The sequence below is a fragment of the Belnapia sp. F-4-1 genome (assembly GCF_000802185.1).
In the GTDB taxonomy this organism is placed as follows: Bacteria; Pseudomonadota; Alphaproteobacteria; order Acetobacterales; family Acetobacteraceae; genus Belnapia.
Genome location: NZ_KN676113.1, coordinates 5,029,760 through 5,052,679, shown reverse-complemented (window position 1 = coordinate 5,052,679; position 22,920 = coordinate 5,029,760). Strand labels below are relative to the sequence as shown.

Sequence of the window (22,920 nt, the reverse complement as noted above, 5' to 3'; positions counted from 1 at the left end):
GGCGCCCCGTCAAGGCGCCGCGTGGGTGTCGTCCGGCCGCTGCGGCGGCAGCTTGATGGCGATCGCCCGGAACCGGCCCGTGGTGGCGCGGGAGCCGGCATGAATGGTGCCCTTGGGGATGACGATGAGGTCGCCCGCCTTGATCTGCACCTCCCGGTCGCCGAGCCAGAAGGAGCCGGCACCATCCAGGATCAGCTGGATCTCGTTCGCATCGGCGTGGAAGTGGCGGAAGACATTGCCGCTCTGGACCGCGACCGTGCCGTCGGGCGTGGCGACGAGGGTGCGGCTGCGCAGGTCGGTGTTGCGGATGAGTGGCCCGATCTCCTCATCCGTCATGCTCATGACGTTGATGATCCGCGGCTCCAGCGGCGGCGGGGAGGACTGCGCCTCGGCCGAGGGCATGAGGCGGGCTGCGAGCAGGCCGGCCAGGAAGGCCCCTGCGAAGCCGGCATGGAGGAGGGGACGGCGCATCGGTTCTGCCTTTCTTGCTGGACGCAGGGGGATCATCGGCAGGCGGCCAGAGCGGCGCAAGCGGCGCCTATTTCCGGTTCCGCGCCAGGATGGTCACCGCCATCACCACGACGAGGATGACCATCCCCGTTCGGTGCTGGCTGATCCATTCGAGCGCTTGTTCGATCGGCATGCTGGTCCCCCCTCAGACGACGGCGGAGAGTGGCTTGCGTTGCGCCGACGGCCAAGGGCGGGCGAGACTGCCGGGCCGGGGAGGAGGACACACCATGGAACAGGTCGCCGGCGTCATCGGCCTCGGCATCATGGGCGGCGCCATGGCGCGCAACCTGCGGGAGGCCGGCTGGCAGGTCTCGGGCTTCGACACCAACCCGGCCCGGCGGGCAGAGGCGGCGGCGGCAGGCATCACCGTCATGGAGGATGCCGTGGCGGTGGCGCGGGAGGTGCCGCTGCTGCTCACCAGCCTGCCACGGCCCGGCTCGCTGCGCGACACGGCGGCCGCGCTTGCCGCGGCCGGGCTGCCGCCCCGGCTGGTGGTGGAGACCAGCACCTTCACGCTCGAGGACAAGCAGGCTGCGGCCCAGGTGCTGGCCGGGGCGGGGCACCGCATGCTCGATTGCCCGATCTCCGGCACCGGGGCGCAGGCGGTGCATCGCGACCTGGTCGTTTATGCCAGCGGCGACAGCGCGGCGATCGCCGGGCTTGGGTCCTTCTTTGCCGGCTTCGCCCGGGCGGTGCATGACCTCGGCGAATTCGGCAACGGTACAAGGATGAAATTCGTCGCCAACCTGCTGGTCGCCATCCACAACGTCGCTTCGGCCGAGGCCATGGTGCTGGCGCGGAAGGCGGGGCTCGACCCGGCCCAGGTGGTGGAGCTGGTGCGGGGCGGCGCCGGCAATTCGCGCGTCTTCGAGCTGCGGGCGCCGATGATGGCGGAACAGCGCTACTCGCCGCCCAGCATGCGCATCGCCATGTGGCAGAAGGACATGGCGGTGATCGGCGAATACGCCGCCTCGCTGGGCTGCCCGGTGCCGCTCTTCAACGCGACCCAGCCCTATTATGCCGCCGCCATGGCCCAGGGCCTCGGCGGCGAGGATACGGCGGCGGTCTGCGCCGTGCTCGAGCGGATGGCCGGCATCGAGCCGCCTGGCGCATGAGCGCCCTTCAGGTATGGATGCCGTCGAGCTCCTTTCCGGCATTCTCCGGGCTGCAGAACCAGACGACGGCGCCCTGCAGCAGCATGAAGACCGGGATCATCAGGAAGGCGGCGGCGAAGCTGCCGGTGCCCTCGCGCAGCCAGACGGCGACGAAGGGCCAGAGCACGTAGCCGACGAAGAAGGCGACGGCCCAGGAGAAGCCGTTGCCCACGCCGCGGATGCGCGTTGGGTACATCTCCGTCGTGTAGGTCGTGGCCGGGCCCCAGACGCCGAGGAAGCCGATGCTCCAGAGCAGGCCGTAGGTCCAGAGCATGGGCTTGCTGTCGGCATAGACCCAGAGGGCGAGGAAGAGCGCACCCTCGAGCAGCATCAGCAGGAAGCCGAGGCGCCTGCCGAAGCGGTCGATGATCCAGCCCGCGCCGGCGATGCCGACCACGCCGATCAGACCCCAGGCGATGTAGAAGCTGCCGTATTCCGCCGCGCTCCAGCCATGCGCCTCCTTGAGGAAGAGCGGCATCCATAGCCCTACGGTCGAGAAGGCGATGAGGTTGGCCGTGGCGACGAAGGTGGCGAGCGCGGTGTTGCGCCGCATGTCGGGCAGGAAGAGCTGGCGGACGCCGACCTTTTCGGCCTTGTCGATCCAGGCGCTGTCCTCCGCGCTCAGCCTGCCGCCGCCGGCGAGCTGGGCGCGGATGCGGCGCTTCCGGTCCATGGTGCGGACCCAGTAGGGCGATTCAGGGCAGAGCAGCCGGACATAGATCGCCAGCAGCGCTACCACGGCCGGCAGCACGAAGGCGGCGCGCCAGCCCCAGGTGCCGACCACGACCGCGGTGATCGTCCCGGCCAGCGCCGCACCGACGCCCCAGGCGGCCCGGTCGGCGCAGACGACGCGGCCGCGGAGCCGGGCCGGCCAGGTCTCGGCCACCAGCATGGAGCCGATCGCCCATTCGCCGTTGAGCGCGAAGCGGCAGAGCGCATAGGCGGCGACGAAGAAGCCCCAGGTCGGGGCGAGGGCCACCAGCGGCATCATCAGCGAGAACATGGCGATGTTGATGGCGAGCAGGTTCCGCCGCCCATAGCGGTCGGCGAGCCAGGGCCAGAGATAGAGGCCGACGATGCCGAGCAGCATGGAGAGCTGCAGGCCGGTACGGTACTCCGGCAGGGTGACGGCGAATTCCTGCATCACCTGTGGCGCGACCAGGGCGAAGATCGCCCCGTCCATGCCGTCGAAGCCCCAGCCCAGGCCGTTGGCCCAGGCGATGTGCCAATGCGTGCCGGTGAGCCGCCCCTCCTGTGCCACGTTGCGGTAGGCGGCGGAGCGCATGTGCTGCTCCTCGAGCGGCCCCCCGGCCTGCCCGGCCAGGGGCAGCGGTGGGGTTCCGGGTCCGATTGTCGTTGTGCTCATGCCGTTTCCTCCTGGCCTCGCGCGTTGCCCGCGCCTTTCCCGCACCTGGCGGTGTCGGGGTAACCATGGTGGTTCGCGATTGTGTGTCGCGCCCGGTCATGGTGGGCGCCGTCTGCCGCCGGCCGCAACGCTTCGGGGTAGACGAGGCTGGATGCGGCGTTGACGTGATCGCGAGACACGGTCGGGCGCCGATAAACCTCTGATAATGCTTGCGCCGGCCTTGCGGCGAACGCCAGCGTGCCCAAAAGGAAACGCCCCGCCTCCGATGCGAAGCAGCTGGTGTTACGAAACGGGTAAGGGCTGTATGCTGGGGGATCGAACCAGGAGCACCGAATGGGAGAGGCGCAAGGCCAGACGGCCCCTGCGCGGCGGCCATCCCCGCCGGAGGACCTCGCGGCGCTGTCCTTCGAGGACGCGCTGGCGGAGTTGGAAGACATCGTGAAGTCGCTGGAAGGCGGCCGGAGCACGCTGGCCCAGGCCATTGCCGATTACGAGCGCGGCGCCGCGCTTCGCCGGCATTGCGAGCAGAAGCTGGCGGAGGCCGAGGCAAAGGTGCAGGCGATCGTCGATGCACCCGGCGGCCCCACCCTCCGCGACGTGGAATGAGATGAGCATGACCACCGAGACCTTGGACCTCCGCCGCGCCATGGCGATGGCGGCGGAGGAGATCGATCAGGCCCTCGACATCCTCCTGCCGCCGGAGGAAGGGCCCGAAGCCCGGCTCTATGCGGCCATGCGCTATGCGGCTGTCGGCGGCGGCAAGCGGCTGCGCGGCTTCCTGGTGCTGGAAGGGGCACGGCAATTCGGCGTCTCCCGCCATGCGGCGCTCAGGGTCGCGGGCGCGATCGAAATGCTGCACGCCTACAGCCTCGTCCATGACGACCTGCCGGCGATGGACGACGACGACCTGCGCCGCGGCAAGCCGACCGTTCACAAGGCCTTCGACGAGGCGACCGCCATCCTCGCCGGCGATGCCCTGCAGACCCAGGCCTTCGCCGCACTGGCGCATGAGGACACCCATCCCGATCCGTCCGTCCGGGTGGAGCTGGTGCGCTGCCTCGCCCAGGCCGCCGGCGCGCGCGGCATGTGCGGCGGGCAGATGCTCGACATGCTGGCCGAGGAGAGTGGCGCCCAGCTCGACGAGGCCGCCATCGGCCGGTTGCAGACGCTGAAGACCGGCAAGCTGATCGAATTCTCCGCCGAGGCGGGGGCGGTGCTCGGCAAGGCCGCGGCCTCGCAGCGGCATGCGCTGCTCGGCTACGGCCGCGACCTCGGCGCCGCCTTCCAGATCGCCGATGACCTGCTGGACGCCACCGTCACCGCCGAGGAGGCGGGGAAGCGCACCGGCAAGGATGCCGAGGCCGGCAAGGCGACGCTCGTCTCCCTGCTCGGCCTCGAGCGGGCCCGGCTGCAGGCCGATCGGCTGGTGGCCCAGGCCAAATCCCATCTTGACGTCTTCGGAGAGAGGGCAGACCTCTTGCGTATGCTCGCAGATTTCGTGATCGAGCGGAGGAGCTGATGTCCGTCCCCTCCGCCACCCCGCTCCTCGACCGCGTCAAGATCCCGGCCGACATGCGCAACCTCTCCGCGGAGCAGCTGAAGCAGCTGGCGTCCGAGCTCCGGGCCGAGACGATCCATGCGGTCAGCCAGACCGGTGGGCATCTCGGTGCCTCGCTCGGCGTCGTCGAGCTGACGGTCGCCATCCACGCCGTCTTCGAGACGCCGCGGGACCGGCTGATCTGGGATGTCGGCCACCAGGCCTATCCCCACAAGATCCTGACCGGGCGGCGCGACCGCATCCGCACGCTGCGCCAGGGCGGCGGCCTCTCCGGCTTCACCCGCCGCAGCGAGAGCGAGTACGACCCTTTCGGCGCGGCGCATTCCTCGACATCCATTTCCGCCGGCCTCGGCATGGCGGTGGCGAGCGAGCTGAAGGGCGACCCGCGCAATGTCGTCGCCGTGATCGGCGACGGCGCGATGAGCGCCGGCATGGCCTATGAGGCGATGAACAACGCGGGCGCGGAGCGCTCGCGCCTCATCGTCATCCTCAACGACAACGACATGTCGATCGCGCCGCCCGTGGGCGCGATGAGCGCCTATCTGTCGAAGGTCGTCTCCTCGCGGCCCTTCCTGTCCATCCGAGACATGATGGCGAAGCTGGCGCGGCGCTTCCCGGCGCCGATCGAGCGCGCTGCCAAGCGGGCGGACGAGTATGCGCGTGGGCTGCTCACCGGCGGCACGCTCTTCGAGGAGCTCGGCTTCTACTATGTCGGGCCGATCGACGGGCACGACCTCGACCACCTGCTGCCGATCCTCCGCAACCTGCGGGACAGCGAGCTCGGCGAGCCGGTGCTGCTGCATGTGGTGACGCAAAAGGGCAAGGGCTACGCGCCGGCCGAGGCGAGCGCCGACAAGTACCATGGCGTCGTCAAGTTCAACGTCGTCACCGGCGAGCAGCAGAAGCCGCCGCCGGGGCCGCCGAGCTATACCAAGGTCTTCTCCAACGCGCTGATCGCCGAGGCGGATGCGGATGAGCGGATCGTCGCCGTCAACGCGGCGATGCCGGCGGGCACGGGGCTCGACGCCTTCGCGAAGAAATTCCCCAAGCGCAGCTTCGATGTCGGCATTGCGGAGCAGCACGCCGTCACCTTCGCCGCCGGCATGGCGACGGAGGGGATGAAGCCCTTCTGCGCCATTTATTCCACCTTCCTGCAGCGCGGCTACGACCAGGTCGTGCATGACGTGGTGCTGCAATCGCTGCCCGTCCGCTTCGCCATGGACCGGGCGGGGCTGGTCGGCGCCGATGGCGCCACCCATGCGGGCAGCTTCGACATCGCCTATCTCGGCTGCCTGCCGGGCATCGTGCTGATGGCGGCGGCGGACGAGCTGGAGCTGATGCACATGGTCGCAACGGCGGCCGCCATCGACGACCGGCCGAGCGCCTTCCGCTACCCGCGCGGCGAGGGCTTCGGGCTCGAACTGCCGAAGCGGGGCACGCCGCTCGAGATCGGCAAGGGGCGCGTCCTCCGCGAGGGTACGAGCGTCGCCATCCTCTCCTACGGCGCGCGGCTGCAGGAATGCCTGAAGGCGGCGGAGGAGCTGGGCGCGCGCGGTCTCTCCACCACCGTTGCCGATGCGCGCTTCGCCAAGCCGCTGGATACCGACCTCGTTGAGCGGCTGGCGCGCGAGCATGAGGTGCTGATCACCATCGAGGAGGGCTCGGTGGGCGGTTTCGGCAGCTTCGTGCTCCAGCACCTGGCGATGCGGGGGATGCTGGATCATGGGTTGAAGGTGCGGCCGATGTGCCTGCCGGACCGCTTCATCGACCATGAAAGCCCCAAGAAGCAATACGACGAGGCGGGGCTCAACGCAGCGCAGATTGTCGCCATGGCGGTCGCGGCGCTCGGCGCCGGCGCCGCGGCGCGGCCGGCGCGGGCCTGAGGCGACCATCGCCAAGGAACGCGCCGACCAGGCGCTGGTGGACCGGGGGCTGGCAGAAAGCCGAACCCGGGCGCAGGCCTTGATCCTCGCCGGCAAGGTTTATTCCGACACCCAGCGGATCGAGAAGGCGGGGCAGATGCTCCCGCCAGGCGCGCCGCTGGAGGTGCGGGGGCAGGACCACCCGTGGGTCTCGCGCGGCGGCGTCAAGCTGGACCACGCCATCCGGCACTTCGGGCTCTCGCCGAAGGGCAAGGTCGCCATCGATGTCGGCGCCTCAACGGGGGGCTTCACCCATGTGCTTCTGCATCACGGGGCGGCGCGGGTCTTCGCGGTCGATGTGGGGCATGGGCAACTCGCCTGGAGCCTCAGGAACGACCCGCGCGTCACGGTGATGGAGCGGGTGAATGCGCGCTACCTCGAGTCCGCGCAGCTCGATGCGGCGCCGGAGGTATTGGTCTGCGATGCGAGCTTCATCGGATTGCAGGTGGTGCTGCCGCAGCCACTCTCGCTTTGCGCAGAGGGGGCCTGGGCGGTCGCGCTGATCAAGCCGCAGTTCGAGGTCGGGCCGGCCGTTGCCAAGGGCGGCGTGGTGCGGGATGCCGCCGTGCATCGCGGCGTTTGCCGCAAGATCGAGGACTGGTGGAGCACACTGCCTGGCTGGCGCGTTCTCGGCGTGGAACCGAGTCCGCTGCTTGGCCCCGAGGGCAACCGGGAGTTCCTGATTGCTGCGGTGCGGGATAAGCTCCCGGCATGAACGATGCACCAACCCGTTTCGACCCTGCTGCGGCTGGCTGGAAGCCCCTGCGGCCGGAAGGCTACCCTGCCCTGATCGGGCCGTTCTGGTTCAAGCGGGAGGAAGGCGGCTTCCGCTACGGCTTTCCGGCGGAGCCGCGCCATCTCAACAATGGCGGCGTCGTCCATGGCGGCATGCTGATGAGCTTCGCCGACGACGTGCTGGGCATGACTGTCTGGGAAGCGGCGGGTCGTAAGCCCTGCACCACAGTGCAGCTCAGCACCCAGTTCATCTCGCCCGCGCGGGTCGGGGATTTCGTCGAGGGACGCGCTGAAATCCTGCGCGCCACGCGCTCCGTGGTGTTTGTGCGGGGGCTGGTGACGGTCGGCGACCGCACCGTGGTTCATGCGGATGGGATCTGGAAGATCCTCGGCGCCTGATACCACTCAGCTTGCGTCGTGGCCCGTGCGCCAATCGGCGACGGGCAGGGACGCCCCAAGCGGCCTTACTCGGCCGCGATCTGCGCCTCGGCGGCGCTGATCTCGGCCAGGAGGGTCCAGACCCGGTGCGGGTCCATCCGCACATCGGGGTCGTTCAACAGCTGGTCCAGCTCGTCGAGCTTGGCCTGGAACTCGCGGTCGGTCATGCGGCTCGATCCCCTTCTACCCTGCCAGCCTTGCCGGCAGAGGCAGCGTCGGTCAGTGCCGCAGGGAAACGTGGCAGAATGAAGACGGTTTCCTTGCGGTCCCCGATCAAGAAGCCGCTATACCGAGGAAAGTATGGCCGGCGCCAGCGCCTGGATCCTCGCTGCGGGATGGGAGGGGTTGCGGAAGCGGAGCACCGGCTCGGCCGCCGCATCGGGCGGGGCGGCGCCGAACATCTCGAAGCGCGAGGCGCAGGTGACGGCCACGACGCGCCGCGCCGGCGGTGTCGTCAGGAAGCGGCGGACGGCGCCCTCCAGCTCCAGCTGTTCACGCAGGCCGCGCCATTCCGTACGGTCCACATCCTCGAGGAAAACGGCCGCGATACCGGGCTTGCGGCCAGACAGGCGCTCCTCCGACACCAGCCCGAGACGGCGGGCGACCGCGCCGGCGATCTCGTTCTCCCGCCCGGCGCGGGCGGCGAGGACGAAGACGCTGCCGCTCGGGGCGTCGGACGTGATGGCGAGATGGGCTTCCGGCCCGAACTGGGCGCGAAGCCGGGTGGAAAGGCCCGCGAGGCCCTGTTGCGGGCCCGTGAGCACCAATGGGTCGAGCTTCAGCACCGCCTCGCTGCTGGCATCCTGCCGCTTGCCGGCAGACAGCATGGAGGAGATGCGAGCGCGTAGTTCGTCCAACTGCTCGGAGCCGGAGATGCCCTTCGGCAGGGTCATCTTCAGCAGGTAGCGACCGGGATGGTCGGCAAGCCAGGATTGAAGCTCAGGATTGAGACGGTCGACCAGCGCATACCAGTCGCCGCGATGGACCGAACGGCCTTCCTCGGCGGAGACTGTCTCGCAGATCACTTCTGCGCTGGCGCCGTCCCGCTCCACCACCAGGTCATGCGGCGTGCCCTCCGCCAGGCCGGTGAAGCGGACGGAGAAGCCGCTCTCGCGCAGCAGGGTTGCGGTCCGTAACAGGTGGAAGATGGGGATGAGCGTCGCCTCGCCGGTGAGGCCGGCGATGATCTGGTCGCGCATCCGGGCGCGAGGCCCATCCGGCAGGCTATCGGCGAGGCGGACGGCTTCCTCGGCGAAGGTGGAAACCAGGCGTTCGGCGCTGCTGGCGCGGGTCAGGGCGCGGCCGCCGGAAAGGCGGGCAAGGGCCAACTCCAGCGCATGGCGCTGCTGGGCGGCCCGGCCGGTGAGGGAGTTCACCTGGGCTCGGTTGCCGATATCGGCGAGGCGTGCGGCCCAGGTGGCTTCGCCACACAGCGCGACGAAGGCGTCGAGGCCGGGATTGGCGGCGGTGAGGCTGGGCGAGACGGGAAAGCTCATTCCCCTCGTCAGCTGCGCCGGCTGCGGATCGGCGAAGGTCATGGCTTCGTCTCACCCTATCTCGTTGTCTGTGGTAAGCGCCTCAACACGGAAATCGTCAAGGGGTCTGCGTCAGGGGCTGAAACCCCGTCCGGGTCTGCCGCGCTTCCCGCTCTGCTCGCGTTTCCGTTTACCGCAGGGATTTCATGGCCGATTTCGATCCACTTCTCTCTTATTTAGACGATCTACCCACGGCGCGGTGGAACTACCCGGACGCGATCGGCACGCCCGCCACGGTAACCTACAGCTTCATGCGGGGTGTCCCGGCCTATGATGCGCAGGCGGAGCACCCCGGCTTCGCCCCGCTCGATGGATCGATGCAAGCGGCGGCGCGGGCAGCGCTCGGGGCCTGGGCGTCGGTGGCCAACCTGACCTTCAGGGAGGTCTCGGATGCCGGCCAGGGCGGGGCGATCCGCATCGGCAGCTTCGACACCAGGCAGCTTGCCGCGGATGCGCCGCTGCACGGGGCAGGCGGCTATTCCTATTACCCGACCTTTGCCGGCGGGAAGCCGGTCGATCTCGCCGGCGACGTCTATCTCGGCCGCTATGCCGAGAATGGGCAGACCGCGCCGGGGCAGTACGGGCTCGAGACCCTGGCGCATGAGATCGGCCATGCCATCGGGCTGAAGCACCCCTTCGACAGAGGCCTGACGGTGCCGGCCGCAGAGCAGAACCTCCGCCACTCGATCATGAATTACGAGCCGCCCGGGAATGCCACCGTGGTCAGCGTCACGGGCACCGCGGATGACTACAGCTATGTATCGACGCCGCTCTATCCAAGCGGGCCGATGCTCGACGACATCGCAGCCGTGCAGGCGCTCTACGGGGCCAACATGGCGCATGCGGCGGGCAACGACAGTTATGCATGGGCGACGAACGCACGCTTCTTCCAGACCATCTGGGATGCCGGCGGGACCGATACCATCGACGCCTCCAACCAGGCGCTGGACTCGGTCATCGACCTGCGGGCGGGGCATTTCTCCAGCATCGCCATGCGCGACACCGTCGCGGAGAGGCGGCTGGAGATTCCAGCCTTCGCCACCGAGGCGCCGACCCCGACCTATGACGGGCATGACAACCTGGCGATCGCCCATGGCGCGGTCATCGAGAATGCCAGGGGCGGGGCGGGCAATGACCGCATCACCGGCAATGCGGCGGCGAACACGCTCGATGGCAGGGCGGGGAATGATTCGCTGACGGGCGGCGGTGGCGCGCTGGATCGGCTGCTGGGCGGCGACGGCAACGATATGCTGGACGGGGCCTCCGGCCGCGGCGAGGCCGATTGGCTGGCGGGCGGCGCCGGCAACGACGCCTATGTGGTCGACAGCGCGCAGGATGTGGTGCTCGAGGCGGCGGGGCAGGGGATCGACACGGTGCGGGCCCGCATCGCGGGCGGGGCCTATGCACTGCCGACCCAGGTCGAGACCCTGGTTCTCGAGGGCTCGACCCGCACCGGCCAGGGCAATGCGCGCGACAACCTCGTCACCGGCAATGCCGGGGCGAACTGGCTGATGGGTGGGGCAGGGGCGGATACGCTCGATGGCGGGCGCGGCAATGACGTGCTGGCCGGCGGGACGGGGGCGGATAGCTTCGTCTTCGCCAATGGCACGGGCGCCGACCGCATCGGCGACTTCGCGCCCGACGCCGACCATGTCCGGCTGGTGGGGTTCGCCGGGCTGAATGCCGGCAACATTCTCGGCCGGATCGCCGACCATGCCGGCGGCGCGGTGGTCGCCCTCGATGACGACGACAGCATTGTCCTGGCCGGGATCGCCAAATCTGCGCTTTCCGCGGGCGACTTCGTCTTCGCCTGACACGGGCGCCGGCCAGGTGGATTCACCTGACCGGAGTGGCCGCGCAGCGCGGTTTCACGCCGGGACGGCGGGCGAGGCGGCGCCCGCCTCCAGCCTGGCCAACAGCGCCACAAAGCCCGCCTGGCCCAGCAGGAAGACCCAGCCGAGCACATTGGGCGAGACCATCCCGATGACCGGCAGCAACAGGCTGACGGCCGCCCAGAGGACGTTGCCGGTGACGACCACCGTCACGGCCCAATGCGGCACGGCCGGTCCGCGTGCCAGCACCGCCATGAAGGCGGCGATCGGCAGTAGCGCCAGCCCCGCACGGGTCAGCAGCGCAGGCGGCAAGGCCATCCAGGCGCCGAGCGCCGAGGGCGCCGCGAGCAGCAGGGCGCCCAGGGCGGCACAGCTCAGCGCATCGACGAGAAGCAGGGTCCGCAGGGAGGTGAGGTGTTTCACGATGGGCCTCTTTCGCAGTCTCCGGCAACGCGGAAGGCGGGGCCGGTGACAGCAGGCTGAGCCAAGCGGGATGGGGGCGTCGATGACCTCGGAGGTCATTGCCCGGCGGCGAAAGCGCTGCCTAGGCTCAGCGCATGATGACGATGGAGCAACCCACCGCCGGCGCCCTGCTGCGCCGCTGGCGGCAGCAGCGGCGGCTGAGCCAGATGGCCCTGTCCCTGGAGGCCGAGGTGTCGCAGCGCCACCTGAGCTGCATCGAGGCCGGCCGCGCCATGCCGAGCCGGGCCATGGTGCTGCGCCTTGCCGAGCAACTCCGCGTGCCCCTGCGCGAGCGCAACGCCATCCTCGCCGCCGCCGGGTTCAGCGCCTCTTTCTCCGAACGCCCTTTGCGGGCGCCGGAGATGTCGGCCGCGCGGCAAGCCATGGAGCGCATCCTGCACGGGCACGACCCGCACCCCGCCCTGGCCGTGGACCGGCATTGGACCCTGATCCTCGCCAACGATGCCGTCTTCGCGCTGCTGGACGGCCTGTCGGGCCCGCTGATGCAGCCACCGGTGAACGTGCTCCGCCTCAGCCTGCACCCCGACGGGCTGGCGCCGCGCATCCTGAACTTTCCCGAATGGCGCGCACATCTCCTGGCGCGGCTGGCGCATGACGCGGAGGCAAGCGCGGATGCCGTGCTGGTGGATCTCCTGGCGGAGCTGCGCGCGCTTCCTGTACCCCCGCGCGCCCGGGGCACCTCCGCGGCGGCGCCGGATCACAGGGGCATCGCGGTGCCGCTGCAACTCGCCGGGGCGGGTGGGCCGCTCAGCTTCCTCAGCACGACGACGGTGTTCGGCACGGCGGTGGACGTGACGCTGGCCGAAGTCACCATCGAGGCCTTCTTCCCCGCAGATGAGGCAACGGCCGCCGCGATGAGGGCGCGGGCGGGCAGCGCCTAGTGTCCTGCCCGCGAAGCTCGTGGGTTTACTCACGGGCTTCATGGACAAGCAGGCCACCGAAAATGATGACGGGCAGGCTGAGAGCGAAATCAGTCGGAGTGGCCCGTCCGCTGAAACAACAAGCTAAAGGTAGAGAGGTCCGCGAGCCGCTGGGAACGGAGACCGCCTAGTTGCGCGGCAGGCGGGCCTCGGCCGGGGCGTCCGGGTTCTGGGCGCGGTGGCGGAGGAGATGGTCGGCCAGCACCAGGGCCAGCATCGCCTCGCCGACCGGCACGGCGCGGATGCCGACGCAGGGATCGTGGCGACCCCGGGTCGTCACCTCCACCTCCTGGCCGAAGCGGTCCACGGAGCGGCGGGGGGTGAGGATGGACGAGGTCGGCTTCACCGCGAAGCGGGCGACGATCGGCTGGCCGGTGGAGATGCCTCCAAGCACACCGCCGGCATGGTTGTCGCCGAAAAGCACGCGGCCGTCGGGGCCCATGCGCATCTCATCGGCATTGGCCTCGCCGGTGAGCGCGGCGGCGGCGAAGCCTTCGCCGATCTCGACGCCCTTCACCGCATTGATGCCCATCAGCGCCGCGGCGATGTCGGCATCGAGCTTGCCGTAGATGGGTGCGCCGAGGCCGGGGGGCACGCCTTCCGCCACCACCTCGACGACGGCGCCGAGGGAAGAGCCGGACTTGCGCGCCTCCAGCAGCCGCTGCTCCCAGCGGAGGGCGGCGGCGCGGTCGGGGCACCAGAACTCGTTTTCCTCGACGGCGGCCCAGTCCCAGGCGGCGCGGTCGATGCGGTCCTCGCCTATCTGGACGAGGGCGCCGCGGATAGTCACGCCTTCGAGCACGCGGCGGGCCACGGCGCCGGCGGCCACGCGCATCGCCGTCTCGCGTGCGCTGGAGCGGCCACCGCCACGATAGTCGCGGATTCCGTATTTCAGCTCATAGGCGATGTCGGCATGGCCGGGGCGGAAGCGGTCCTTTATCTCGCCGTAGTCCTTGCTGCGCTGGTCCTGGTTCTCGATCAGCAGGGAGATGGGCGTGCCGGTTGTCATCCCCTCGAAGGTGCCGGAGAGGATGCGGACCTGGTCCGGCTCCTGCCGCTGGGTGACGAAGCGGGAGGCGCCGGGGCGCCGGCGGTCGAGGAAGGGTTGGATGTCCGCTTCGGTCAGCGCCAGCCGGGGCGGGCAGCCATCGACGACGCAGCCGATGGCTGGGCCATGGGACTCGCCCCAGGTGGTGACGCGGAAGAGGTGGCCGAAGCTGTTGTGGGACATCGGGCGGAGCGGTCAGACCGTGCTGATGTCCGGCGCGTCCACCGCCTTCATGCCCACGATGTGGAAGCCGCTGTCCACATGATGCACCTCGCCGGTGACGCCGGCGGAGAGGTCGCTCAGCAGATAAAGGCCGGCGCCGCCGACCTCCTCGATGGTGACGTTGCGCTTCAGCGGCGAGTTGTACTGGTTCCACTTCAGGATGTAGCGGAAGTCGCCGATTCCGCTGGCGGCCAGCGTCTTGATCGGGCCGGCGGAGATGGCGTTCACCCGGATGCCGATGCCGCCGAGATCGGCCGCGAGGTAGCGGACGCTCGCCTCGAGCGCCGCCTTGGCGACGCCCATGACGTTGTAGTGCGGCGTGACGCGCTCGGCGCCGAGATAGCTCATCGTCAGCAGCGAGCCGCCCGGCTTCATCAGCGGCACCGCGCGCTGGCTGACCGAGACGAAGGAATAGGTGGAGATGTCGAGCGCCTGGAGGAAGGCATCACGAGGCGTATCGAGGTAGCGGCCGCGGAGATAGTCCTTGTTGGCGAAGCCGATGGCATGGACCAGGAAGTCGATCCCGCCCCAGGCCTCCCGGATCGCGGCGAAGGCGGCGTCGACGCTGGCATCGTCGGTCACGTCGCAGGGCAGGACCAGTCTGCTGCCGATGCTCTCGGCCAGGGGGCGGACCCGGCGCTCCAGCGCCTCGCCCTGATAGGTGAAAGCGACCTCCGCCCCCTGGGCGGCGATGGCGCGGGCGATGCCCCAGGCGATCGAGCGGTCATTGGCGACCCCCATGACGAGGCCGCGCTTGCCCGCCATGAGCGTGCCGGTGGGGGCTTCTGCGAGGGGCGCGTCGGACATGGTGCGTGGGGACCGGCTCTGGCAGTGTTGTGGTGGCCCTGGCGTGGTGGCACACCCCCGGCCAGCGGGCAAGCCTTAGCGCCCGCACCCCTCGTTACCCGGGATTTCCGCCATGGACAGCAGCGCCGCCGATCCTTTCGCCCGTTTCGAGGAGTGGATGGCGGAGGCCGCCAGATCCGAGCCGAACGACCCGAATGCGGTCTGCCTGGCAACGAGCACGCCGGAGGGCCGGCCTTCGGCCCGGATGGTGCTGCTGAAGGGCATCGACCCGCGGGGCTTCGTTTTCTACACCAACCTCGAGAGCCGGAAGGGCGGAGAACTGGCAGCCAACCCGGAGGCCGCGCTCTGCTTCCACTGGAAGACGCTGCAGCGAAGCGTCCGCGTCGAGGGGCAGGTGGAAGCGGTCTCCGATGCGGAAGCGGATGCCTATTACGCCTCCCGCGCCCGGGGCAGCCGGATCGGCGCCTGGGCGAGCCGGCAGTCGCGGCCGCTGGAGGGGCGCTTCGCCCTGGAGAAGGCGGTTGCCGAGTACACGCTGAAATTCGGCATCGGCGAGATTCCCCGCCCGGATTTCTGGTCCGGCTTCCGGGTGCTGCCGCGGCGCATCGAGTTCTGGCGCGACATGCCCTTCCGCCTGCATGACCGGCAGGTCTTCCACCGCGAGGGTGAGGGCTGGAGGGTGGAGGCGCTCTATCCTTGAGCCTGCCCCCCGACCAGGCCGGGGCAGGCGAGCTGCTCGCACGCCTCACCGGCGCGGCGCCGGTCGAGACGCATATCTCGGCGGTCTATGTCGGGCGTGAGCATGCCTGGAAGCTGAAGAAGGCGGTAGCGCTCGGCTTCCTCGACTTCACCCGCCTCGCCGAGCGCGAGCGGCTGCTGCGGCGGGAACTGGCGCTGAACGCGCCCTTCGCGCCGGGCCTGTACCGGGAGGTGGTGCCGGTCACGCGCGGTGCGGATGGCGGCCTCAGGCTTGGCGGAAAGGGCGAGCCGGTGGAGTGGGTGCTCCGCATGGCGCCGCTCCCGCCCGGCGACTTCCTCGACAAGCATGCGGCGGCTGAGTTCGATGCCGCGCGGCTGGATGCGCTGGCGGATGCGGTCTTCGCCATGCACGCCGCCCTGCCGCCGCAGCCAGCGCCCGGCTTCCGCGCCGTGATTGAGGGCAATGGGCGGGCGGCGCTCGGGGCCGGGCTGCCCGAGCATCGGGTCGGGGCCTGGGTGGAGGCGGCGCTGGGCTGGCTGCACCGGCTCGGGCCCCTGCTCGCCGGGCGGGCGGCCGAGGGGCGGGTGCGGCGCTGCCACGGCGACCTACATCTCGGCAATCTCTGCCTCTGGCAGGGACGGGTGACGCCCTTCGATGCTCTCGAATTCGACGAGGCGCTGGCGACCGTCGATACTGGCTATGACCTCGCCTTCCTGCTGATGGACTGCGAGCATCGCCTCGGCCGTGCCGCCGCCAACCGGGTGCTGAACCGCTATGCCGCCCGCTCGGGCGATGCGGGGCTGGTGGCGGCGCTGCCGCTCTGGCTTTCGCTGCGGGCGATGATCCGGGCGCATGCGGAGGCGAAGCGGGGCGGCGACGGCCTGGCCTATCTCGACCGGGCGGAGGCGCTGCTGCATCCGGCGCCGGCGCGGCTGGTGGCGGTCGGCGGGTTGCAGGGGACGGGGAAGACGCGGCTGGCGCGGGCGCTCGCGCCAATGCTCGGCCCGGCGCCGGGGGCGCTGGTGCTGCGCTCGGACGAGATCCGCAAGCGCCTGGCCGGGGTGCCGCCGGAGCAGCGCCTGCCGCCATCGGCCTATACTCCGGAGGCGAGCGCGGCGGTCTTCGCCGAACTCGCAGCGGAGGCGGAGGCGGCGTTGCGCGCCGGGCATGCCATGATCGCGGATGCCGTCTTCCTCCGGCCTGAGGAACGCATGGCGATCGAGGCGGCGGCGCGGGCGGCGGGGGTGCCGTTCGATGGAATATGGCTCACCGCCCCGCGCGCGGTGCTCGAGGCGCGGATCGCCGCCCGCACCGGCGACGCCTCGGATGCCGATCTGGCCGTGCTGGCGGCGGCGGCGGCGCGGGATGCCGGGCCGCTGGCCTGGCGGATGCTCGATGCGGCCGGGGATCCGCTGCCGGCCGCCTGCGAAGCCCTGGGCTGCAACGGTGCCGATCCGTGCTAGAACCGGGGCTTCCGCGCCGTTTGGGAGACGCGCCATGGCTTATCGTCGTCTGCTCCTGCCCCTCACCGGCACCGCCGCCGGAGAGGCCGCGCTCGCCACCGCATTGATGGTGGCGCGCATCTGGAATGCGCATGTCCATTGCCTCCATGTCCGGGTCGATGCCCGGGATGTCGCGCCGCTGGCGGGCGAGGGCCTGTCCGGCGCGATGATCGAGGAGATGATGGCGGCGACCGAGCGCGAGAGCGGCGACCGCGCCGGCCGCGTCCGCGCCCTGTTCGACCGCTTCGCCGGCACCTCGGGTGGCGTCGCCATCGCCGACAGCGCCGAGACCGCGCTCAAGACCGACGGGCCGACCCTTTCCTTTGAAAGCATCGCGGGGCGCGAGGAGGATGTGGTCGCCCAGCAATCCCGCCTCTACGACATGGCGGTGGTGCCGCACCCCGAGGCGGATGAGGATGTTTCCTCCTCCGATGCGCTGCATGCGGTGCTCTTCGATTCGGGCCGGCCGGTGCTGATCGCGCCGCGCGAGGTGCCTCGGGCCATCGGCACCCGCGTCTGCTGCGCCTGGAACGGCTCCGCCGAGAGCGCCGCCGCCATCGCCGCGGCGCTGCCCTGGCTGCACAGGGCGGAGGCCGCCCGCCTGCTCTATGCCGACGAGTACCAGCGGCGCGGGCCGAAGGTGGAGGGCATCCGCAGCTATCTCCGCTGGCACGAGATCGAGGCGGAGCCGGTGCTGTTCAAGCCGTTGACCAAGGATGTCGGCGCCGGTCTGCTGGGCGCGGCGCGGGACTTCCAGGCCGACCTGCTCTGCATGGGGGCCTACAGCCATTCGCGGCTGCGCCAGCTCATCCTCGGCGGCGTCACCCGGCATATTCTCGAGAACAGCGACATGCCCGTCCTGATGTGCCGGTGAAGCACGGTTGCGGCCGCGTTCCTGCAGCCGCATGATCCCGCCCCGGTTCCGGCTGGGAGAATGACGATGAGCCTGATCTGGACGCGGCGCAGCTTGGTCGGCGGCGCCTTGGCCCTGCCCTTCATCCGCACGGCGCAGGCGCAGCAGACGCTGGAATGGGTAGCGGGCTCGCTCGGCGGCGGCTGGTACACCATGGCCGCCGGCCTCTCGGCCCTCATCAAGGACGAGAACCCGGACGTGCAGATTCGCGTGGTGCCGGGCGGGGGACTCGCCAACTCGACGCGGGTGAACCGCGGCCAGTCGCCGATGGGCTGGGGCATCGATACCTTCGCCGCCGCCGCCCGCGCGGGAACGGAGCCTTACTCGGAGAAGCACGAGGCGCTGCGCTGCCTCGGCACCGGCTATTCGCCGACCGAGTTCCACTTCCTCCGCCGCACCGATGGTGGGCCGGAGGACATGCGCTCGATCCTCACGCAGAAGGGGCTGCGCATCGCCTGCCCGCAACGCTCCTCGACCGACGAGATGACGCTGCAGCGCATCCTGAAATTCCTCGGGACCAGCCCGGACAAGATCAGGTCCGAAGGCGGGCGCTACCTGAACGGCAGCTATGCCGATATCGGCTCAGCCTATTCGGACGGGCAGGTGGATTACCTCTTCGTCGCGCTGGCCAAGCCGGCGGCGATCTTCACCGAGATCGCGCAGGGACGGCGGGCGGGCAGGCTGGTGGAGTTCCCGGCCGACATCCGCAAGCATCTGATCGACCAGTACGACTATGCCGAAGGCGTGCTGCCGGCCGGGACCTACCCTTCGCTGCAGTCGGGCGAGGTGCCGGTGACCATGATGGACAGCGTGCTCATGCTGCATGAGAGCGTGTCGGAGGAGATTGCCTACAAGGTCGCCCGCACGCTGATCCGCAGCAAGGGCCAGCGGCTGGTCTCCATCCATGCCAGCATGGGCGCCTGGGATCCGGCGAAATCGGTGAAGTATCACGGCCTGCCGCTGCATCCGGGCGGGATCAAGGCTTTCAAGGAGGCGGGCGTCCTCTCCTGACAAGCCGGACCGGCAGGGTCCTTGCACAGCCTGAGGCCATGATGCGCGATCTTGCCGGCCCCCTGAAGCTGATCATCACCCTCTGGCTGGCGGCGGCCTCGGCCATCCACCTTTATTGGGGCGGCTTCGGCTTCCCCGAGCCGATCACGCTTCGCGCCTTCCACCTGCTGGTCTTCGTCCCGCCGCTCTTCCTGCTCTTTCCGGCGCGGCCCGGCCGGTCGCCGGCGCGGCGGCCGAGCCTCCCTGACTGGCTCTGGATGCTCGCCGCGGCGGCGCCACACGCCTGGGTGATGTGGCATTGGGCCGAGGTCTCGGACCGGATGGAATATGTCGATCCCTTCGGCACCGAGATGGCGGTGCTCGCCGTGCTCGCCATCGTCACCTTGCTGGAGGCGACGCGCCGGGCGGTGGAAGTGGGACTCGCCTGGATGATCCTCATCTCGATCGGCTACATGGCCTTCGGGCATTACATCCCGGGCATTTTGAACAGCCGGCCCTTCAGCCTCGCCGAAATCCTGGAGGCGTCCTGGCTGGTGCCGACGGCAGGCGGCGTCTACGGGCCGCTGACCGGGATCGTGGCGACGACCATCGCCGTCTTCATCGTCTTCGGCGCCTTCATGCAGGGCAGCGGCACCGGGCGGCTGTTCAGCAATCTCGGCGCGGCGGCGGCGGGGCGGTTTTCAGGCGGGCCGGCCAAGGTTGCCGTCGTCACCTCCGGCCTGTTCGGCACGATGAGCGGCAGCAGCGTCTCCAACGTCATCACCACGGGCGCCATGACCATCCCGCTGATGATCCGCATCGGCTACAAGCCTACGGTCGCGGCCGGGATCGAGAGCGCGGCCTCGGTCGGCGGGGCGCTGATGCCGCCGGTGATGGGTGCGGCGGCCTTCGTCCTCGCCGAGATCACCGGCATCGCCTATGGCGAGATCGTCGTCGCGGCGGCGATCGGCGCGGCGCTCTACTACTTCGCCATCCTCGCCGCGGTGCATTTCGAGGCGAAGAAGGCCGGCATGGCGCCGATGGCGCTGCGCGACATCCCCGCCTGGCGGGAGGTGGCGAAGGACGCGCACCTTGTCGTCCCGATCGCCGTGCTGGTCTGGCTGATGATGGACCGCTGGAGCGGCAATTTCGCGGCCTTCGTCGCAACGCTTGCCATGGTGGGCGTCGCGGCGCTCCGCCGCCGCAGCCGCATGGGCTGGCGGCAGGTGCTGGAAAGCCTGACCAATGCCGGCCTCACCATGGCGCCGCTCGCCGTCTCCATCGCAGGCGCCGGCATCGTCGTCTCGGCGCTGACGGCGACGGGGCTGGTCGTGGCGCTGGGCGGCATCATCAAGGACCTGGCGGCGGGAAATTTCGCGCTGCTGCTGATCCTGCTGGCGATCACCGTCCTCATCCTCGGCATGGGGATCCCGACAACACCGAGCTACATCATCGCCGCCGCCATCGGCGTGCCGCAGATCCTCGACCTCGGCAGCAAGGCGCTCGGTGTCCCGCCGGGAGACCTGCTGCTACCGGCGCATCTCTTCGTCTTCTACTTCGCGGTGCTGGCGGATGCCTCGCCACCGGTGGCGGCGGCGGCCTTCGCGGCGGCCGCCATCGCCAAGGCATCGCCGCTGGTCTCGAGCAACCACGCGACGCGGCTCGGCATCGCCGGCTTCACCGTGGGCTTCGCCTTTCTCTACGACCCGGGGATCATGCTGCGCGGCTCGCTCGGCGACATCCTGACCGCGACGGCGATCCAGGTGGGGGCGCTGACGGCGATCTGCGCGGCCTATGCCGGCTTCCTGCTGCGGCCGATGGGCTGGGCCTCGCGGCTGCTGCTGGGCGGAGCGGGGCTCTTCGCCGCCTTCTATCATGGCGTCCCGGACCTCTTGCGGCTGGCGGTGGCGCTCGGCGTTCCGGGGCTGATCGGCGCGGTGCAACTTGTGCGCCTGCCACGGCCGGTCCGGCCCTGATCCTGCGGAGAGTATCGATGTTGAGACATGCCCTTTTCACCCTGGCGCTGCTGGCGCCGGGGATCGCCGCCGCGCAGCAGGCATCGAGCCCGGGGCCGACGCTGACCGCCGTGCGGGCCCGTGGCGCGCTCTCCTGCGGCATCTCGACCGGCGACCCGGCCTGGAGCCAGCCGGATAGCCGCGGCGTCTGGCAGGGGATGGATACCGATCTCTGCCGTGCCATCGCCGCCGCCGTCCTCGGCAGCCCGGACCGCCTGGTCTGGCAGCACCTCACCGGGCAGAACCGCTTTCCGGCCCTCGGCTCCGGCCAGGTCGACGTGCTGACGCGGACGACGACCTGGACCTTCGCGCGGGATTCGATGCTGGGGCTCAATTTCACTGCGCCCAATTTCTATGACGGCCAGGGCTTCCTCGTGCATGCCGAGAGCGGCATCACCAGCGCCCGCCAGCTCGACGGCGCCGCCATCTGCTTCGTCTCCGCCAGCACCCATGAGCTGAACCTGCAGGACTGGTCGCGCACCCGGGGAATCCGCTTCACCCCGGTGATCTTCGCCGACAAGGACGAGGCGCGGCGTGCCTATGAGAGCAATCGCTGCGACAGCTACACCGGCGATGCCAGTCAGCTCGCCTCCGTGCGCAGCGCCTTCCCTGAACCGGCGCGCCATGTGCTGCTGCCGGAGCGGATCAGCAAGGAGCCCTATTCGCCCTCCGTGCGGCAGGGCGACGACCAGTGGTTCGATATTGTCCGCTATGTCGTCTTCGGGCTGGTCGAGGCGGAGGAGCTCGGTATTACCCGCGAGAATGCCTCACGCATGCTGGCGGAGAGCCCGAGCCCGGCGGTGCAGCGGCTGCTGGGGAAGACCGGCGATCTGGGACCGACGCTCGGGCTCGACCGGGCCTGGCTGCTCAATGCGATCAAGGCCGTGGGCAATTACGGCGAGATCTATGACCGGCATCTCGGCAAGGACAGCCCGGTCGGCCTGCCGCGGGGCCTCAACGACCTCTGGACCCGCGGCGGGCTGATGGTGGCGCCGCCGATGCGGTAGGAGGCCTACTCCCGCTCGTAGATCAGCCTTGCCCGCACCGTGCCGGGCAGGGCGCGCAGCTCGGCGAGGATCGCCTCCGCCTGGTCCCGCGCCTCGACGCTCTCGACCACGACGTAACCCAGCTCGGCCTGGGTCTGGTAGTACTGCGCGGCGATGTTGAGCCCGCGCCGGCCGAAGGCCTCGTTGATGCGCGAGAGCATACCCGGTGCGTCGCGGTGGACATGGATCCAGCGCGCGCCGCTTGCCCGGGCGGGCAGCTGCACCTGGGGAAAGTTCACCGCCCCCATGGTGGCGCCCGTGTCGCTGAAGTCGATCAGTGTCCGCGCCACCTCCTGGCCGATGCGGGACTGCGCCTCCTGCGTGCTGCCGCCGATATGCGGGGTCAGGATGACGTTGGGCAGGCCCTGCACCGGGCTCCGGAAAGGCTCGCCGTTGCGGGCCGGCTCCTCAGGGAAGACGTCGGCGGCGAAGCCGAGCAGGTGGCGGTCGCGGAGCGCCTGGGCCACCGCATCGAGATCGACCAGGGAGCCGCGGGCATTGTTGATGAGGATGGAGCCGGTCTTCATCCGGGCGACCTGGGCCGGGCCGATCATGCCGACCGTCTCCGGCGTCTCCGGCACATGCAGGGTGACGATGTCGGCCTCAGCCAGCAGGTCGCCGAGGCTGGCGCAGGGCCGGGCATTGCCATGCGGCAGCTTGGTGGTGTGGTCAAAATAGATCACACGCATGCCGAAGGCCTCGGCAAGCACCGAGAGTTGGCTGCCGATATTGCCGTAGCCGACGATGCCGAGGGTGCGGCCGCGCACCTCGTAGCTGCCCTCGGCCGACTTGTCCCAGCCGCCCTGATGGGCGGAGCGGGAGCGGTCCGGGATGCCGCGGAGCAGCATCACCACCTCGCCCATGACCAGCTCGGCGACGGAGCGGGTGTTGGAGAAGGGTGCGTTGAAGACGGGGATGGCACGAAGCGCCGCCGTTGCGAGATCGACCTGGTTGGTGCCGATGCAGAAGCATCCCACGGCGATCAGCCGGTCCGCCGCCTCCAGCGCCGCCGCCGTGAGCTGCGTGCGCGACCGGATGCCGAGGAGGTGGACGCCGTGCAGCGCCTTGATGAGATCGGGCCCGTCCAGCGCCTTCGGCATGCGGGTGACGTTCTCGTAGCCGGCGGCTGCCAGCAGCTCCACCGCGCTGTCGGAAATGCCTTCCAGCAGGAGGACGCGGATGCGGTCCTTGGGGAGGGAGAGGCGGTCGGACATCAAAGGCTCC

General features: G+C 70.0%; 22 protein-coding genes. 14 read left to right on the top strand and 8 right to left on the bottom strand.

Features of this window, described 5'->3' with window-relative positions:
• Positions 1 to 9: 9 nt before the first annotated feature.
• The gene (locus tag LH62_RS23820; protein WP_043364607.1) at positions 10 to 471 is read right to left on the bottom strand and encodes an AraC family ligand binding domain-containing protein; all 462 of its coding nucleotides are present in this window, start codon (positions 469 to 471) and stop codon (positions 10 to 12) included.
• Positions 472 to 737: 266 nt separating this feature from the next.
• On the opposite strand from LH62_RS23820, the gene LH62_RS23815 reads away from it, so the two are divergent.
• Complete coding sequence (locus LH62_RS23815) at positions 738 to 1,625, top strand: NAD(P)-dependent oxidoreductase (protein ID WP_043364606.1); 888 nt, start codon at positions 738 to 740, stop codon at positions 1,623 to 1,625.
• A 7-nt stretch (positions 1,626 to 1,632) separates the two neighbouring features.
• Here LH62_RS23815 and LH62_RS23810 read toward each other — a convergent pair whose 3' ends face one another.
• Entirely contained in the window at positions 1,633 to 3,030 is a 1,398-nt protein-coding gene (locus LH62_RS23810) for an MFS transporter (protein WP_043364605.1), read from the bottom strand.
• 333 nt (positions 3,031 to 3,363) lie between these two features.
• Between LH62_RS23810 and LH62_RS23805 the strand changes: the two genes are divergently transcribed.
• Genes LH62_RS23805 through LH62_RS23785 form a run of 5 tightly spaced genes read left to right on the top strand, consistent with a single transcriptional unit; the run spans position 3,364 to position 7,644 of the window.
• A complete protein-coding gene (locus LH62_RS23805; protein WP_052214863.1) occupies positions 3,364 to 3,636 on the top strand; it encodes an exodeoxyribonuclease VII small subunit in 273 nt (90 codons plus the stop codon).
• A gap of 1 nt (position 3,637) precedes the next feature.
• On the top strand, positions 3,638 to 4,549 hold the full coding sequence (locus LH62_RS23800) for a polyprenyl synthetase family protein (protein ID WP_043364604.1): 912 nt from the start codon (positions 3,638 to 3,640) through the stop codon (positions 4,547 to 4,549).
• Positions 4,549 to 6,471, top strand: coding sequence for a 1-deoxy-D-xylulose-5-phosphate synthase (gene dxs / locus LH62_RS23795; RefSeq protein WP_043364603.1), 1,923 nt, complete (start codon positions 4,549 to 4,551; stop codon positions 6,469 to 6,471). The genes LH62_RS23800 and dxs overlap by 1 nt, the downstream gene beginning before the upstream one ends.
• Before the next feature lie 7 nt (positions 6,472 to 6,478).
• Entirely contained in the window at positions 6,479 to 7,225 is a 747-nt protein-coding gene (locus LH62_RS23790) for a TlyA family RNA methyltransferase (RefSeq protein ID WP_043366498.1), read from the top strand.
• Positions 7,222 to 7,644, top strand: a complete 423-nt coding sequence (locus LH62_RS23785) for a PaaI family thioesterase (RefSeq protein WP_043364602.1) — start codon at positions 7,222 to 7,224, stop codon at positions 7,642 to 7,644. The genes LH62_RS23790 and LH62_RS23785 overlap by 4 nt, the downstream gene beginning before the upstream one ends.
• Before the next feature lie 65 nt (positions 7,645 to 7,709).
• On the opposite strand, the gene LH62_RS23780 is transcribed toward LH62_RS23785, so the two are convergent.
• Complete coding sequence (locus LH62_RS23780; RefSeq protein ID WP_043337910.1) at positions 7,710 to 7,850, bottom strand: hypothetical protein; 141 nt, start codon at positions 7,848 to 7,850, stop codon at positions 7,710 to 7,712.
• A 117-nt stretch (positions 7,851 to 7,967) separates the two neighbouring features.
• A complete protein-coding gene (locus LH62_RS23775) occupies positions 7,968 to 9,221 on the bottom strand; it encodes a hypothetical protein (RefSeq protein WP_052214862.1) in 1,254 nt (417 codons plus the stop codon).
• Between the two features lie 143 nt (positions 9,222 to 9,364).
• Here LH62_RS23775 and LH62_RS23770 point away from each other — a divergent pair, with 143 nt between their 5' ends.
• The gene (locus LH62_RS23770; protein ID WP_043364601.1) at positions 9,365 to 11,032 is read left to right on the top strand and encodes a M10 family metallopeptidase; all 1,668 of its coding nucleotides are present in this window, start codon (positions 9,365 to 9,367) and stop codon (positions 11,030 to 11,032) included.
• A 54-nt stretch (positions 11,033 to 11,086) separates the two neighbouring features.
• On the opposite strand, the gene LH62_RS23765 is transcribed toward LH62_RS23770, so the two are convergent.
• Entirely contained in the window at positions 11,087 to 11,473 is a 387-nt protein-coding gene (locus LH62_RS23765) for a hypothetical protein (protein WP_043364600.1), read from the bottom strand.
• Between the two features lie 143 nt (positions 11,474 to 11,616).
• Between LH62_RS23765 and LH62_RS23760 the strand changes: the two genes are divergently transcribed.
• Complete coding sequence (locus tag LH62_RS23760; RefSeq protein ID WP_236552614.1) at positions 11,617 to 12,414, top strand: helix-turn-helix domain-containing protein; 798 nt, start codon at positions 11,617 to 11,619, stop codon at positions 12,412 to 12,414.
• A 166-nt stretch (positions 12,415 to 12,580) separates the two neighbouring features.
• Here the strand turns inward: LH62_RS23760 and aroC are convergent, their stop codons facing one another.
• Together aroC and fabI are read right to left on the bottom strand one after the other, a co-directional pair.
• Positions 12,581 to 13,684, bottom strand: coding sequence for a chorismate synthase (gene aroC / locus LH62_RS23755; protein ID WP_043364598.1), 1,104 nt, complete (start codon positions 13,682 to 13,684; stop codon positions 12,581 to 12,583).
• Between the two features lie 12 nt (positions 13,685 to 13,696).
• A complete protein-coding gene (gene fabI / locus LH62_RS23750) occupies positions 13,697 to 14,530 on the bottom strand; it encodes an enoyl-ACP reductase FabI (RefSeq protein WP_043364597.1) in 834 nt (277 codons plus the stop codon).
• 112 nt (positions 14,531 to 14,642) lie between these two features.
• On the opposite strand from fabI, the gene pdxH reads away from it, so the two are divergent.
• The 6 genes from pdxH to LH62_RS23720 all read left to right on the top strand — a co-directional run bounded on the left by pdxH (position 14,643) and on the right by LH62_RS23720 (position 21,657).
• Positions 14,643 to 15,230: a pyridoxamine 5'-phosphate oxidase gene (pdxH, locus tag LH62_RS23745; RefSeq protein ID WP_043364596.1), complete on the top strand. Its 588-nt coding sequence runs from the start codon at positions 14,643 to 14,645 to the stop codon at positions 15,228 to 15,230.
• Positions 15,227 to 16,693, top strand: coding sequence for an AAA family ATPase (locus LH62_RS23740; protein ID WP_052214861.1), 1,467 nt, complete (start codon positions 15,227 to 15,229; stop codon positions 16,691 to 16,693). The genes pdxH and LH62_RS23740 overlap by 4 nt, the downstream gene beginning before the upstream one ends.
• 34 nt (positions 16,694 to 16,727) lie before the next feature.
• Complete coding sequence (locus LH62_RS23735; RefSeq protein WP_043364595.1) at positions 16,728 to 17,606, top strand: universal stress protein; 879 nt, start codon at positions 16,728 to 16,730, stop codon at positions 17,604 to 17,606.
• 66 nt (positions 17,607 to 17,672) lie between these two features.
• On the top strand, positions 17,673 to 18,656 hold the full coding sequence (locus LH62_RS23730) for a TAXI family TRAP transporter solute-binding subunit (protein ID WP_043364594.1): 984 nt from the start codon (positions 17,673 to 17,675) through the stop codon (positions 18,654 to 18,656).
• 38 nt (positions 18,657 to 18,694) lie between these two features.
• Complete coding sequence (locus LH62_RS23725; protein WP_043364593.1) at positions 18,695 to 20,611, top strand: TRAP transporter fused permease subunit; 1,917 nt, start codon at positions 18,695 to 18,697, stop codon at positions 20,609 to 20,611.
• 17 nt (positions 20,612 to 20,628) lie between these two features.
• Positions 20,629 to 21,657 carry an amino acid ABC transporter substrate-binding protein gene (locus LH62_RS23720; RefSeq protein WP_043364592.1) on the top strand — a complete coding sequence of 343 codons (1,029 nt, stop codon included), beginning with the start codon at positions 20,629 to 20,631 and terminating at the stop codon, positions 21,655 to 21,657.
• A 5-nt stretch (positions 21,658 to 21,662) separates the two neighbouring features.
• Here LH62_RS23720 and serA read toward each other — a convergent pair whose 3' ends face one another.
• Positions 21,663 to 22,910 carry a phosphoglycerate dehydrogenase gene (serA, locus tag LH62_RS23715; RefSeq protein WP_043364591.1) on the bottom strand — a complete coding sequence of 416 codons (1,248 nt, stop codon included), beginning with the start codon at positions 22,908 to 22,910 and terminating at the stop codon, positions 21,663 to 21,665.
• Between the last annotated feature and the right edge of the window lie 10 nt (positions 22,911 to 22,920).